The sequence below is a fragment of the Oceanimonas smirnovii ATCC BAA-899 genome (assembly GCF_000381965.1).
In the GTDB taxonomy this organism is placed as follows: Bacteria; Pseudomonadota; Gammaproteobacteria; order Enterobacterales; family Aeromonadaceae; genus Oceanimonas; species Oceanimonas smirnovii.
On record NZ_KB908467.1, the window covers coordinates 1 to 14,006 of the forward strand.

The 14,006-nt window shown below is 54.4% G+C and carries 13 protein-coding genes and 1 rRNA gene; 6 read left to right on the top strand and 8 right to left on the bottom strand.

Translation table 11 applies throughout. From position 1 onward, the window contains the following. The 4 genes from G364_RS0113170 to G364_RS0113185 all read right to left on the bottom strand — a co-directional run. Nucleotides 1-72, bottom strand: a 16S ribosomal RNA gene (locus G364_RS0113170); the annotation flags it as partial. A gap of 386 nt (nucleotides 73-458) precedes the next feature. Beyond that, the gene (gene hemG, locus G364_RS0113175; RefSeq protein ID WP_019935615.1) at nucleotides 459-983 is read right to left on the bottom strand and encodes a menaquinone-dependent protoporphyrinogen IX dehydrogenase; all 525 of its coding nucleotides are present in this window, start codon (nucleotides 981-983) and stop codon (nucleotides 459-461) included. A gap of 11 nt (nucleotides 984-994) precedes the next feature. After that, nucleotides 995-2,452, bottom strand: coding sequence for a TrkH family potassium uptake protein (locus tag G364_RS0113180; RefSeq protein WP_019935616.1), 1,458 nt, complete (start codon nucleotides 2,450-2,452; stop codon nucleotides 995-997). Nucleotides 2,453-2,473: 21 nt separating this feature from the next. Continuing rightward, nucleotides 2,474-3,094, bottom strand: a complete 621-nt coding sequence (locus G364_RS0113185; protein ID WP_019935617.1) for a YigZ family protein — start codon at nucleotides 3,092-3,094, stop codon at nucleotides 2,474-2,476. A 194-nt stretch (nucleotides 3,095-3,288) separates the two neighbouring features. Here G364_RS0113185 and fadB point away from each other — a divergent pair, with 194 nt between their 5' ends. From fadB to tusA, 3 genes are all read left to right on the top strand, one after another. Next, nucleotides 3,289-5,427, top strand: coding sequence for a fatty acid oxidation complex subunit alpha FadB (fadB, locus tag G364_RS0113190; protein ID WP_019935618.1), 2,139 nt, complete (start codon nucleotides 3,289-3,291; stop codon nucleotides 5,425-5,427). A gap of 20 nt (nucleotides 5,428-5,447) precedes the next feature. Next, entirely contained in the window at nucleotides 5,448-6,611 is a 1,164-nt protein-coding gene (fadA, locus tag G364_RS0113195) for an acetyl-CoA C-acyltransferase FadA (RefSeq protein ID WP_019935619.1), read from the top strand. Nucleotides 6,612-6,684: 73 nt separating this feature from the next. Then, on the top strand, nucleotides 6,685-6,930 hold the full coding sequence (tusA, locus tag G364_RS0113200) for a sulfurtransferase TusA (RefSeq protein ID WP_019935620.1): 246 nt from the start codon (nucleotides 6,685-6,687) through the stop codon (nucleotides 6,928-6,930). A gap of 141 nt (nucleotides 6,931-7,071) precedes the next feature. Here tusA and G364_RS0113205 read toward each other — a convergent pair whose 3' ends face one another. Further along, entirely contained in the window at nucleotides 7,072-7,728 is a 657-nt protein-coding gene (locus G364_RS0113205; protein ID WP_425411223.1) for an OmpA family lipoprotein, read from the bottom strand. A gap of 78 nt (nucleotides 7,729-7,806) precedes the next feature. Then, nucleotides 7,807-8,376 carry a DNA-3-methyladenine glycosylase I gene (locus tag G364_RS0113210; protein ID WP_019935622.1) on the bottom strand — a complete coding sequence of 190 codons (570 nt, stop codon included), beginning with the start codon at nucleotides 8,374-8,376 and terminating at the stop codon, nucleotides 7,807-7,809. A gap of 100 nt (nucleotides 8,377-8,476) precedes the next feature. Here G364_RS0113210 and glyQ point away from each other — a divergent pair, with 100 nt between their 5' ends. The 3 genes from glyQ (at nucleotide 8,477) to G364_RS0113225 (ending at nucleotide 12,880) form a co-directional block, all read left to right on the top strand. Continuing rightward, nucleotides 8,477-9,388 carry a glycine--tRNA ligase subunit alpha gene (glyQ, locus tag G364_RS0113215; protein WP_019935623.1) on the top strand — a complete coding sequence of 304 codons (912 nt, stop codon included), beginning with the start codon at nucleotides 8,477-8,479 and terminating at the stop codon, nucleotides 9,386-9,388. A gap of 4 nt (nucleotides 9,389-9,392) precedes the next feature. Beyond that, entirely contained in the window at nucleotides 9,393-11,462 is a 2,070-nt protein-coding gene (gene glyS / locus G364_RS0113220; protein WP_019935624.1) for a glycine--tRNA ligase subunit beta, read from the top strand. A gap of 164 nt (nucleotides 11,463-11,626) precedes the next feature. Then, on the top strand, nucleotides 11,627-12,880 hold the full coding sequence (locus G364_RS0113225; protein WP_019935625.1) for a valine--pyruvate transaminase: 1,254 nt from the start codon (nucleotides 11,627-11,629) through the stop codon (nucleotides 12,878-12,880). Between the two features lie 123 nt (nucleotides 12,881-13,003). Here G364_RS0113225 and G364_RS0113230 read toward each other — a convergent pair whose 3' ends face one another. Further along, nucleotides 13,004-13,447 carry an Hsp20 family protein gene (locus tag G364_RS0113230; RefSeq protein WP_019935626.1) on the bottom strand — a complete coding sequence of 148 codons (444 nt, stop codon included), beginning with the start codon at nucleotides 13,445-13,447 and terminating at the stop codon, nucleotides 13,004-13,006. A 37-nt stretch (nucleotides 13,448-13,484) separates the two neighbouring features. Further along, on the bottom strand, nucleotides 13,485-13,910 hold the full coding sequence (locus G364_RS0113235) for an Hsp20 family protein (protein WP_019935627.1): 426 nt from the start codon (nucleotides 13,908-13,910) through the stop codon (nucleotides 13,485-13,487). Nucleotides 13,911-14,006: the final 96 nt, after the last annotated feature.

The following is a 14,006-nucleotide window of genomic DNA, read 5'->3' on the forward strand; positions in this document are numbered from 1 at the left end:
TTACCGCTCGACTTGCATGTGTTAGGCCTGCCGCCAGCGTTCAATCTGAGCCATGATCAAACTCTTCAATTAAAGATTTGATGCTCAATGAATATCTGAATTGCTGCTATTGCTAGTGCACTTCACAAATCATTGAAAAACAATATTTTTTGTTTCTCAATCGACTGCGAGTGCCCACACAGTTTGCTTGATAAGTTGTTAAAGAGCGTTGACCGCTTTCGCTGGTCAGGGCTGCGTATTCTACGCAACTCTTGGTGTTCGTCAAGCGTTGATTTGAACTTTGTTTGGTTCGCTTTCAACCCTTGTGACCGTTGGTGTGTTGCCCCGTGTCAGTGGATGCGCATTATAGGGACCGGCCGATTTTGCGCAAGGGCTTTTTTGACATTTTCATTAAAAAAAGCGACTTCGTATAAAAAACATACCAAAACCGCTTTTTACTGTATTTTTACTGCGCTATATCAGCCCCGGCCGGCGATTTTCCTGGCGAATTCGCTGACTTTGTCCCAGTCAGTGAACTCCAGATCCTGGCTGGTATCGGTGCTGCCGCCGGTGATTTTCATGATCAGCTGAATGATGCGGGTCTGCCACCAGTTGTATTCGCTGTATTTCAGCGCACCGGCAAATACGCCTATGGTTCGCGGTCGCCAGGGAGACTGAGCCAGAAATTTCTTGATATAGGCGTTGTTTTCAGGAACGGCTTTCTCTGGCTTACGTGCAGTGAGACAAACGCAAAAAAAAGTCGAGTCTGCTACGGCCAGCTGCTCACTATGGTGCTGAATAAAGTTATGAACACTATCGTGGAAACGACCGTAGCGAATAGAGGCCCCTATCAGCACCTTATCGTATTTGCTGAGGTTTTTTCTGGGATTGGTGTGCAAATCCACCAGTTCCACATCATAACCACTGAATTCACACCGCATCGCCTCAATGATCTTGTGGGTCTGACCATTACGGGATGAATAAAGTACCAACAGTTTTTCCATAGACTCCTCAATCAGCTGCGCCAGAACGCTGGCGTGAACAGCACCAACAGGGTAAATATTTCAAGACGACCAAACAGCATGGACAACACCAAAATCCACTTGGCGCTGTCTGTTGTGCTGCCAAAGTTGGCGGCAACTTCGCCCAGACCCGGGCCCAGGTTATTCAGGGTAGCAACCACAGCAGTAAAAGCGGTAAGTTCGTTCATGCCGGTCGCCAGCAGCGCCAGCATGCAAATAACAAATACCAATGCATAAGCGGCAAAAAAGCCCCACACTGCCTCAACCACTTTATCAGCTAACGCTTTGTTGCCAAGTTTTATTCGATACACAGCTCTGGGATGAATGAGCCGCTTGAGCTCACGCATCCCCTGCAGATTGAGCAGCATAATTCGCACTACTTTAATGCCTCCGCCGGTACTGCCGGCGCAACCTCCAATACAGGAGGCAAACATCAGCAATACCGGCAGAAACAAAGGCCATTCGGCAAATCCTGTAGTACTGAAACCGGCAGTAGTAGCGATGGATACCGACTGAAACAGTGCCTGATCCAATGCCTGCCAGGGATCGCTGTATACCTGATGAACCAGTAACATGGCCATGCAGATAAGAGTCAGTACCAGCTGCACACCAATAAAGACTTTCAGCTCAGGATCCAGCCGGTACACCGACAGCCGCATGCCACGGTTAGAAAAAGCAGCGAAATGCAGGCTGAAGTTAACACCGGCAATAATCAGAAACACCACGATAATAAGGTTGATTGTGGGGCTGTTAAAATAGCCCACACTGGCGTCGTAGGTAGAAAAGCCGCCGATAGCAATAGTAGAGAAGGAGTGACAGATGGCATCAAACAGGTTCATGCCTGCCAGCCACAGTAACAGGGCACAGACAATCGTCAGCACCAGATAGATGTACCAGAGCGCCTTGGCGGTTTCGGCAATACGCGGAGCGACCTTATTGTCTTTCACCGGCCCGGGAATTTCAGCCCGAAACAGCTGCATACCACCAATACCCAGAATGGGCAGAATCGCCACCGCCAGCACAATGATCCCCATCCCCCCGAGCCATTGCAGCATCTGACGATAAAACAGTATGGCCTTGGGCAGGTTGTCCAGACCACTGATAACAGTGGCCCCCGTGGTGGTGAGGCCGGAAAAGGACTCAAAAAATGCTTCAGCCACTGTCATATCCGGCACTTCACTGAGCAGGAAAGGAATGGCCCCAACACTGCCCAGCACTGTCCAGAACAGCACTACGATAAGAAAACCTTCCTTGGCCCGCAGATCTTTATGGTGATTACGGTTAGGAAACCACAGCACCAACCCCAGTACCAGGCAGATAATAAAGGCACTGAAGAAGTCGAGACCGGCACCGTCCCGATAGATATAGGCCACCAGTGCCGGTGCCAACATGGTGACGCTGAATAACGCCACCAGAATACCTACAATACGGATAATAGAACGAATATGCATGAAGGGCTTCCGGCCTGTGTATTAATCGGTTAGCGGGCGGGCAATCACCCTTCCCTGAGTTCTGTCTTTAATTTGCTGCGCCAGGCTGTTAAGCAGGCGAATATCGACCCGCAGCACTCCGGAAACCATAACGCCATAATCCAGCTGCTCCCAACGAGCACCACTCTGAGTAAACAGATTTTCCAGCTGAGCCATGTCGCTATAGTCGGCAGAAAGTGCAAGCCGACCTTCTATTATCTTTTCCGTGGTGCTCAGTTCAGCCAGGGCACCGTTTACCGAACTGCCATAAGCCCGCACCAGCCCGCCTGTGCCCAGTTTGATACCACCAAAATAGCGCACCACCACAGCTGTTATTTCACCGATACCCGCTCCCTGCAAGACGGCCAGCATGGGTTTTCCTGCCGTGCCGGTGGGCTCGCCGTCATCACTGAAACCCAGTGCCTGAGAGTCGTTGGGGGCACCTGCCACAAACGCGGAACAATGATGACGGGCATCGGGATATTCGGCCCGTACTTGCTCAATAAAGACTTTGGCTGCATCAGCATCCGGCGTATGGGCCAGATAGGTAATGAAACGGCTTTTTTTGATTTCCTGCTCCCACACCACAGAAGCGGCTGGAACCAGATACGGAGTGAAGGTCATGAATCATCCCTGTACATCTGAGACTGGCCATCATATCACAGCTGAAAAGTGCCCTGGACGGACAAAAAACACACAAACGCTTTTTAAACAAGCGTTTTAAAATACATTGAAAAGTGTCTATTTACTGTCCATAGTGATTTGACTGTGCTTGGTTGTTAACGGCGCTGCCTCAGGGAATTCAAGGAGATATTTATATGATCTACCAAGGTGAAACCCTATCGGTCACCCTTATGGACAATGGTATTGCCGAGCTGTGCTTTAATGCGCCCGGCAGTGTGAATAAACTGGACGGTGCAGCTCTGCTGACACTGGAAGCAGCCATTACCGCTCTGGAAAAAACAGAGAGCATTAAAGGACTGCTGGTCACCAGTGCTAAAGACGCCTTTATTGTGGGTGCCGACATTACCGAGTTCCTCGACAAGTTTGCGTTACCTGACAGTGAGCTGGCAAGCTGGCTGGGCCGAGCCAATTCCATTTTCAATCGTATGGAAGACCTGCCTTTTCCCACCGTGAGCCTGATTCGCGGCTACGCCCTTGGCGGTGGCTGTGAATGTATTCTGGCAACCGACTTCCGTTTGGGCGATGTCAGTGCCCGCATTGGCCTGCCGGAAACCAAGCTGGGCATTATGCCGGGCTTTGGCGGCACAGTTCGCCTGCCCAGGCTGCTGGGTGCCGACACCGCCATGGAGTGGATTACCACTGGCCGGGATCATAAAGCCGATGAGTGCCTGAAGTTGGGCATACTGGATGGTATAGTCGATACCACCAAACTGCGTGATGCCGGTATTAAATTGCTGCAGGATGCCGGCTTGCACCACTGGCAAGGCCGCCGCCGGCAAAAAACCTCTCCCCTAACCCTGAGCAAAACCGAAGCCGCCATGAGCTTTGCCACCGCAAAAGGCATGGTAGCTGCCAAGGCCGGCCCTCACTACCCAGCCCCCATAATGGCGGTAAACACCATTGAAGCCGCCGCCGGCATGAGCCGTGACGCTGCCCTGCTGGTAGAGCAGGAAAACTTTATTACGCTCACTCGCACCACTGCAGCCCGCGCCCTGGTCGGACTTTTTCTGAATGATCAGCTGGTGAAAAGCAAGGCCAAAAAGGCAGCAAAAAGCGCCACTGCCACAGAGCGCATGGCGGTGTTGGGTGCCGGCATTATGGGTGGCGGCATCGCCTGCCAGGCAGCCGTAAAAGGCATTTCTGCGGTGATGAAAGACATTAACAACGAAGCGCTGCAACTGGGCATGGATGAGGCCGGCAAGCGGCTTAACCAGCAGCTGGAGCGGAACAAAATAGACGGCAAGCAACTGGCACGGGTACTGTCTGATATTCGCCCTGCTCTCAGTTATGACGAACTGGGCAACGTGGATCTGGTAGTGGAAGCCGTAGTGGAAAACCCCGGCATCAAGACGAAGGTACTGGCAGAAACAGAGCAAAAGGTGGATGAAAATACCGTTATTGCCTCCAACACCTCTACCATTCCTATTTCTGAGCTGGCGAAAAGCCTCACGCATCCTGAACGTTTCTGCGGCATGCACTTTTTTAATCCGGTGCACCGCATGCCGCTGGTGGAAGTGATTCGCGGAGAGCACACCAGTGATGACACCATCAACCAGGTGGTGGCCTGCGCGGCAGCCATGGGCAAGACTCCCATAGTGGTCAACGACTGCCCGGGATTTTTTGTAAACCGGGTGCTGTTCCCCTATTTCTTTGGCTTTAACCGGCTGCTGGCCGACGGCGCTGATATTGCCGAAATAGACAAGATCATGGAACGCCGCTTTGGCTGGCCCATGGGGCCGGCACAATTACTCGATGTGGTGGGCATGGATACCGCCCATCATGCCGCCGACGTAATGGCACAGGGGTTTCCTGATCGCATGCAGCAAAGCGGCAGCACCGCCATCGACCTGCTGTTTAAGCAAAAACTACTGGGCCAGAAAAACGGTCATGGCTTTTACTGCTGGCAGCAGGACAAAAAAGGCCGGCTGCAAAAAACCGACAACCCTCAGGCTCAGGCGCTGTTGCAGCAGGCCTTTGGCCAGACAAATTCATTTGAAGCCGATGACATCATTACCCGCATGATGGTGCCCATGGTGAATGAAGTGGTGCGTTGCCTGGAAGAAAACATTATTGCCTCTCCCGCCGAAGCCGATATGGCGCTGATCTATGGCCTTGGTTTTCCGCCGTTCCGTGGCGGTGTATTCCGCTGGCTCGACACCATAGGACTAAACGAATATCTGGCCATGGCGGATAACCATGCCGGCCTGGGTCCGTTGTATCAGGTCAGTGACCGGCTGCGCCACATGGCTCAACACAACCAAACCTTTTACTGAGCGCCCGCAGGAGACAAATCATGAAAGACGTGGTGATTGTAGATTGCATTCGTACCCCCATGGGCCGCTCAAAAGGCGGTGCATTCCGTCATGTGCGTGCCGAAGACTTATCAGCGCACTTGATGCAAGGGCTACTGGCCCGCAACCCGGCACTGAAGGCGGCAGAGATAGAAGACATTGTCTGGGGCTGCGTGCAGCAAACTCTGGAGCAGGGCTTTAACGTAGCCCGCAACGCCTCCCTGCTCGCCGGCCTGCCCAAGTCGGTAAGTGCGGTGACCGTAAACCGGCTGTGTGGCAGCTCCATGCAGGCACTGCACGATGCCAGCCGGGCCATTATGACCGGTGACAGCGACATCTTTATGGTGGGAGGCGTGGAGCATATGGGGCACGTGCCCATGACCCATGGTGTGGACTTTCATCCAAGGCTAGGGCTGAATGTGGCCAAAGCCGCCGGCATGATGGGCCTGACCGCCGAAATGCTGGCAAAGACATATCAGATAAGCCGTAAAGACCAAGATGCCTTTGCACTGCGCTCGCACCAGCGCGCCCATGAGGCTACGGTGGAGGGTCGCTTCAACCGGGAAATTCTGGCCACTGCCGGCCACGATGCCGACGGCGTGCCCTTTTTGCTGGAAAGCGATGAAGTGATCCGGCCCGACACCAGCCTGGACTCCCTCGCCAGCCTGAAGCCGGTGTTTGATCCTGCCAACGGCAGCGTGACTGCCGGCAGCTCATCGGCTCTGTCGGACGGGGCCGCCGCCATGCTGGTGATGTCTGCCGATCGCGCCGCTGCCCTGGGTCTTAAGCCCAGAGCCCGCGTGCGCGCCATGGCGGTGGCCGGCTGTGAGCCCTCTGTTATGGGCATAGGGCCGGTGCCGGCGGTGCACAAGGCACTGAAACGCGCCGGGCTTACTCTTGAAGACATCGATGTGTTTGAGCTGAACGAGGCCTTTGCCGCCCAGTCGCTGGCAGTACTGAAAGAGCTGAAACTGCTCGATATCATGGACGAAAGAGTAAACCTCAATGGCGGTGCCATTGCTCTTGGGCATCCGCTGGGCTGCTCGGGCGCACGCATCTGCACCACCCTTATTAATGTCATGGAGCATAACGGTGCAACCCTGGGTGTGGCCACCATGTGTATTGGCATGGGCCAGGGCATTGCCACCGTGCTTGAGCGGCTCTGATGTAACGATGAAAGGGTTGACCATTTTTTCGGCAGCATTAAGATAAGCGGGTTTTCAGAAAAAGTAGACTGATATGACCGTTTCTCTTACCGATGCTCATCACCAGCTGGACGCTACCGGCCTGCGCTGCCCGGAGCCGGTGATGATGGTGCGCAAACAGGTGCGCACCATGGCTGCCGGCGAAACCCTGCTGATCACTGCCGACGATCCGTCCACCAGCCGGGATATTCCCAGCTTCTGCCGCTTTATGGATCACCAGTTATTGTCCAGCCAGACAGACGAACTGCCCTACCGCTTTCTGATCCGGAAAGGGAACTGACAGCTTTAAGCGGTCAGCTATAAGCTGTCAGTTGTTCCGCGTTGTTTTTTCTTACAGCTTACGGCTGATAGCTTACAGCTGCTTTTACGTAAAAATGCCCGCATTTGCGGGCATTTTTTATCAGGTTACAGATAAATTAGCTTAACCCATAGGGCTCAGGGTGATTTCTACCCGGCGGTTCTGGGCGCGGCCCTGCTCGGTGGCGTTGCTGGCCACAGGCTGACTGAAGCCTACACCACGAATGTTAAAGCGGTTGGCAGCGGCACCCTGACTGATCAGGAACTGACCCACGGTGGCGGCACGACGCTCGGACAAACTCTGGTTATAGCTGGCAGAGCCGGTATTATCAGTATGGCCAACCACATTTACCCAGGTCTTGTCGTATTCTTTCAATACCATGGCAACACCGCTCAGGGTGTTGTAGAAGCTGGGAGACAACTCGGCACTGTCTACAGAGAAGGTGACATTACTGGGCATGTTCAGAATAATCTGGTCACCGTTACGGGTAACACTGACACCGGTACCCTGCATACGGTCACGCAGTTTGGCTTCCTGCACATCCATATAATAACCCACACCACCACCCAGAGCAGCGCCACTGGCAGCACCGATAAGGATTCCTTTTTTGCGGTCACTGGAACTGGCAGACGCACCACCGATGACGGCACCAGCCAGCGCACCAATACCACTGCCAATGGCTGCATTGGAAGTCTGACGTTCGCCGGTATAAGGGTTGGTAGTACAGGCGGAAAGAGCCAGAGTCGCCGCCGCGGCCAGACAAATCTTTTTCATGGTAATTCCCGTTAACAAAGCACAAGTAATCGACAATATAGCGCCCTGTCAGGTAAAAAACCAAGCGCTGCATAAGACTGAAGGTCAGCTACTGACGTGATCAGGATGGCAGTGGCAACTGAGCAGATGATCGTTCACCATGCCGGTGGCCTGCATAAAGGCATAACAACTGGTGCTGCCCACAAAAGCGAAGCCCCGCTGCTTGAGCGCTTTGGCCATGTTATCGGATTCGGGCGTGGTCACCGGCACAGCACTCGCATCGGGCCATCGGTTGGTCACAGGGGTACCCCCAACAAAATCCCAGAGCCACTGACTGAAGTCGAGACCCGCTTCCTGCATGGCCTGGTATGCCCGCGCATTGGTAATAATGGACTCAATCTTGCGGCGGTTGCGTACTATGCCGGGATTTTGCATCAGCCGCTCCACATCATCCGATGTAAAGCGCACCAGCTGTGCAGGCTTAAAGCCGGCAAAAGCATCACGGTAGGCCGGTATCTTGCACAAAATAGTAAACCAGCTCAGCCCGGCCTGCTGGCCGTCAAGACACAGCTTCTCAAACAACGCCCGGCTGTCGTACTCGGGCACGCCCCACTCATGATCGTGATAAGCAATATAACGAGGGTCCTGATTGACCCAGGCACAGCGTTGCACCATGGTGCCTCCCTAATTCAGCCTATATTCACACCGGACCAGCGGGTATACTCGGTAACCTAGTTTCACTCAGCAAACGCACCTATATCAAGGCGCTATCATCATGCAAAAATTCGATATCAATACCTTTCAGGGTCTGATCCTCACCTTGCAGGATTATTGGGCCCGTCAGGGCTGCACCGTAGTGCAGCCGCTCGACATGGAAGTGGGTGCCGGCACCTCACACCCCATGACCTGCCTGCGTGCCATCGGCCCTGAGCCCATGGCTGCGGCTTATGTACAACCATCACGCCGCCCCACCGACGGCCGCTATGGCGAAAACCCCAACCGTCTGCAGCACTATTACCAGTTTCAGGTAGTGATCAAACCATCGCCTGATAATATTCAGGAGTTGTATCTGGGCTCGCTTGAGGCACTGGGCCTGGACCCTCAGGTACATGACATTCGCTTTGTGGAAGACAACTGGGAAAACCCCACTCTGGGCGCCTGGGGTCTGGGCTGGGAAGTGTGGCTCAACGGCATGGAAGTAACCCAGTTTACCTACTTCCAGCAGGTAGGCGGCCTGGAATGCAAGCCGGTAACCGGCGAGATCACCTATGGTCTGGAGCGTCTGGCCATGTACATTCAGGGCGTGGACTCGGTTTATGACCTGGTATGGTGTGACGGCCCCCTGGGCAAAACCACCTACGGCGATATCTTCCATCAGAACGAGGTGGAGCAGTCTACCTACAACTTTGAGCACGCTGATGTGGACTTCCTGTTTGGCTTTTTTGAGCAATGTGAAAAGGAATGTCAGTACTTACTTGAGCTGGAAAAACCTCTGCCTCTGCCCGCCTATGAGCGTATTCTCAAGGCCGGCCATGCCTTTAACCTGCTGGATGCCCGCAAGGCCATTTCGGTCACCGAACGTCAGCGCTACATACTGCGTATTCGTACCCTGACCAAGGCGGTAGCCGAAGCCTATTACGCGTCCCGCGAGGCTCTCGGTTTCCCCATGTGTAAAAAAGAAGGATAAGGCCATGGCTGAACAGAACTTTCTGGCAGAAATCGGCACCGAAGAGCTGCCGCCCAAGGCCCTGCGCAGCCTGGGTGAAGCTTTTGCCAACAACCTGCAAAACGAACTCAACAGTGCTGATTTAGCCTTTAACAGCATTCGCTGGTTTGCCGCTCCCCGCCGGCTGGCCGTTCAGGTCACCGGTCTGGCGGCCGCTCAGGCCGACAAGCAGGTAGAGAAGCGTGGCCCTGCCGTGCAGGCCGCCTTTGACGCCGACGGTAACCCCACCAAGGCTGCCATGGGCTGGGCCCGGGGCAACGGCATAGAGGTGGCCGAGGCCGGTCGTCTGAAAACCGACAAGGGCGAGTGGCTGGTGCATGTGGCCGACATTAAAGGCAAACCGGCTGCCGAGCTGCTGCCCGCCATGGTAGAGCAGGCACTGAGCAAGCTGCCCATTCCAAAGGCCATGCGCTGGGGTGACAAAACCACTCAGTTTATTCGCCCGGTACACACTCTTACCCTGCTGTTGGGCGAACAACTGCTACCCGCCACCATTCTGGGTGTAAACTCCGCCCGTACCATTCGTGGCCATCGCTTTATGGGCGAAAAAGAATTCCAGCTTGATCACGCCGATAACTACCTGGAGCAGCTTGAGACCCGTGGCAAAGTGCTGGCCGATTTTGAGCGCCGCAAAGCTATTATTGAAGCCGGCGTAAAAGAAGCCGCCGCCGCCGTGGGTGGTGAAGCAGATCTTGAAGCTGAACTGCTGGAAGAAGTGACTTCTCTGGTAGAGTGGCCCGTAGTGCTGACTGCCTCTTTTGAAGAAACCTTTCTCAAGGTGCCTGCCGAAGCGCTGGTGTACACCATGAAGGGCGACCAGAAGTATTTTCCGGTATACAGCGCCGATGGCAAGCTGCTGCCCAGGTTCATCTTTGTGACCAATATCGAGTCCAAGGATCCAAGCCAGATTATTCAGGGTAACGAGAAAGTCGTGCGCCCCCGCCTGGCCGACGCCGAGTTCTTCTTTAATAACGACCGTAAGGCCACCCTGGCCTCCCGTCTGGATCAGCTCGACAATGTGCTGTTCCAGAAACAACTAGGCACGGTAAAAGAAAAATCCGAGCGCATCAGCGCCCTGGCCAGCTATGTGGCGGCCGCCATTGGTGCCGATCAGGCGCTGGCCGAACGGGCTGGCTTGCTGTCCAAGTGTGATCTGGTCACCGATATGGTGTTTGAGTTCACCGACACTCAGGGGGTAATGGGCATGCACTATGCCCGCCACGACGGTGAGCCGGAAGCTGTGGCACTGGCCCTGAAAGAGCAATATCAGCCCCGCTTTGCCGGTGACTCGCTGCCTGCTCAGGATGTATCTGCCGCCGTGGCACTGGCCGACAAGCTGGATACTCTGGTAGGTATCTTCGGCATTGGTCAGGCGCCCAAGGGCGACAAAGATCCCTTTGCTCTGCGTCGTGCCGCTCTGGGTGCCCTGCGCATTATTGTAGAAAAAGGCTACCAGATCGATCTGCTGATGCTGATCGATCAGGCCCGCGCGCTCTACGGCAACAAGGTATCCAACCAGAATGTTGCCGACGAGGTACTGGAGTTTATGCTGGGCCGCTTCCGCGCCTGGTATCAGGATGCCGGCTACAGCGTAGACGTGATCCAATCCGTGCTGGCCCGTCGCCCTACCCGCCCCGCCGACTTTGACGCCAGAGTAAAAGCCGTCAGCGCCTTCCGCGAGCTGGATGCCGCCATCGCCCTGGCTGCGGCCAACAAACGGGTAGGCAACATTCTGGCCAAGGTTGAGGGTGATATACCTGCCGAGGTAAACACGACTTTGCTGCAGGATAATGCCGAGAAAATCCTGGCCACTCAGGTTGCCGAGCTGACTGAACGGCTGGCACCCCTGTTTGCCGCCGGTGATTACAGCAAGGCACTGGCCGAGCTGGCAGCGCTGCGCGAAAACGTAGATGCTTTCTTTGATCAGGTGATGGTAATGGCCGACGACGAGGCCGTGCGTCTGAATCGTCTGGCACTACTTAACCAGCTGCGCAACCTGTTCCTGCGGGTGGCGGATATCTCGCTGCTGCAGTAAATCTGAAAGTAACACAGTAATGACAGCCCCGTTTACGCGGGGCTTTTTATTGCCTGTTTCACGTGAAACACAAATAACAGGTACAGACCATAGTCCGGTCGACACCCATGGCAATATCAGATAACGTCAATCTTTTGCAACTCACTGTAATTGGTAGCTCGAACATGGAATTTTCAGCATTCGGACAGAAGTTTACCCGCCATTCCGGCATCACTCAGCTGATGGATGATCTCAACCAGGGTCTGACCGCCGCCAACACCATTATGCTGGGTGGTGGTAATCCGGCAGCCATTCCTGAGGTGATGGCCTACCTGGATCAGCAGGCCCAGGAGCTGCTGAAAACCGGAGACCTGCTAAAAGCGGTTGCCAATTACGATGGCCCTCAGGGCAAAGACAGCTTTATTCAGGCCCTGGCGGAGTTACTGTCCAATGAGCTGGGCTGGCAGGTTGCTCCTGAAAACATTGCCCTGACCAATGGCAGCCAGACCGCCTTCTTCTATCTGTTTAATCTGCTGGCCGGCGACTTTAAGGGAGGCCGTAAGAAAAAAGTACTGTTTCCGCTGGCACCGGAATACATTGGCTATGGCGACAGCGCCCTGGACGAAGACCATTTTGTGGCCTGCAAGCCGGAGATCCGCCAGTTCGATAACGGTATGTTCAAATATTATGTCGATTTCGATAGCCTGGAAGTGGGTGACGATATTGGCCTGATTTGTGTGTCACGCCCCACCAACCCCACCGGCAACGTGCTGACCGATGAAGAAATTCGCCATCTGGACCAGATTGCCCGGGACAAAGGCATTCCGCTGCTGATCGACAATGCCTACGGCACGCCCTTTCCCAATATCATTTTCAGTGACGCCACGCCCTTCTGGAACGACAACACCATTTTGTGCATGAGCCTGTCGAAGCTGGGCCTGCCCGGTGTGCGCTGCGGCATAGTGATTGCCAACCCCACCATCGTAAAAGCCATTACCAATATCAGCGGCATTGTGAACCTGGCACCGGGCAGCATGGGCCCGGCACTGACTCTGCCCATGATTAAAAATGGCGACATCATTAATCTGAGCAACCATGTCATCAAGCCTTTCTACCAGAATAAAGCCGAGCAGGCAGTGGAATGGCTGCAGCAGGCGATACCCCTGCCCCAGTTTCATATTCATAAACCGGAAGGTGCTCTGTTTTTGTGGCTGTGGTTTGAAGACCTGCCCATCCACTGCCAGGAGCTGTATCAGCGCCTGAAGCAAAAGGGCCTGCTGGTGGTGCCGGGCCATTACTTTTTCCCGGGCATTGAAGACGACGACTGGGCTCACAGCAAGCAATGCATTCGACTGAACTACGCTCAGCCGGAAGCCGACGTAAAAGCCGGTATCGAGATACTGGCGAAGGAAGTGCTGGCGATTTACGCTGAGGCCTGAGTCAAACGCGTTTGCAATACCTGAGCAAGGTCGATCACAGCGCCCACTGCTGTGGCTTCGTTTCTCCACTCTCACATACAACAACGCCGGCTAAAGCCGGCGTTGTGTTTATCGAGCTACTGATTATTCGCTTTTGTGCTCCAGAGTGCGGCCCTCGCCAATTTCAATACGGCGGGGCTTGAGTGCCTCCGGCACTTCCCGCAGCAGGCTGATTTGCAGCAGACCGTGCTCCAGTTTGGCACCCTTCACCTGCACATGGTCTGCCAGCCGGAATTTCAGTTCAAAGTCACGGTTACTGATGCCCTGATACAGGTAACGGCTTTCACTATTGGACTGCTCATGCTTACCTTTTACCAGCAAGGTGTTCTGCTCCACTGACAGCTCAAGCTCGCTCTCGGCAAAGCCGGCCACCGCCACCGTGATCAGATAACTGTCTTCGTCCTGTTTTTCGATATTGTAAGGCGGCTGATCACCACTTTTGCCATGCAGCAGGTGCTCAAGATCCCCTACCAGACGATCAAATCCAATGGCAGAACGGTACAACGGGCTCATATCAAAACGACTCATCATCCTATCCTCCAATCGTAAGCAATAGGTCAGACGCTCAGCCGATGCTGATGGTTCTGGGCTTGGCCGCTTCCGGCACTTCCCGTACCAGGTCAATGTGCAGCAAACCATTTTCCAGGTCGGCACCGGTCACTTTTATATGATCGGCCAGCTGAAACCGGCGCTCAAAGCCACGCTCGGCAATGCCCTGATACAGATAGTTGCGGCCGCCCTGCTGTTCCGGGGTCTTGTGGCCTTTTATCATCAGGGTGTTTTCGTGGCTGGTGATTTCCAGCTCGTCCCGGGCAAAACCGGCCACCGCCATGGAAATACGGTACTGGTTCTCGCTGAGCAACTCGATATTGTAAGGGGGATAACCGCTGTTGCCGTTGCTGCCATTGTTGGCGGCATTTTCCATCAGGGATGCCAGACGATCAAAACCGATGGCGGAGCGGTACAGGGGTGAAAAATCAAAGCGTGACATACATCTATCCTCCAGTGAGCGATATTGATTTGCCCTCCAACCGGACGGGCATTGCGGGCCCTCAACCGAGCGACCCGCCTTGTTCACTATCAGATA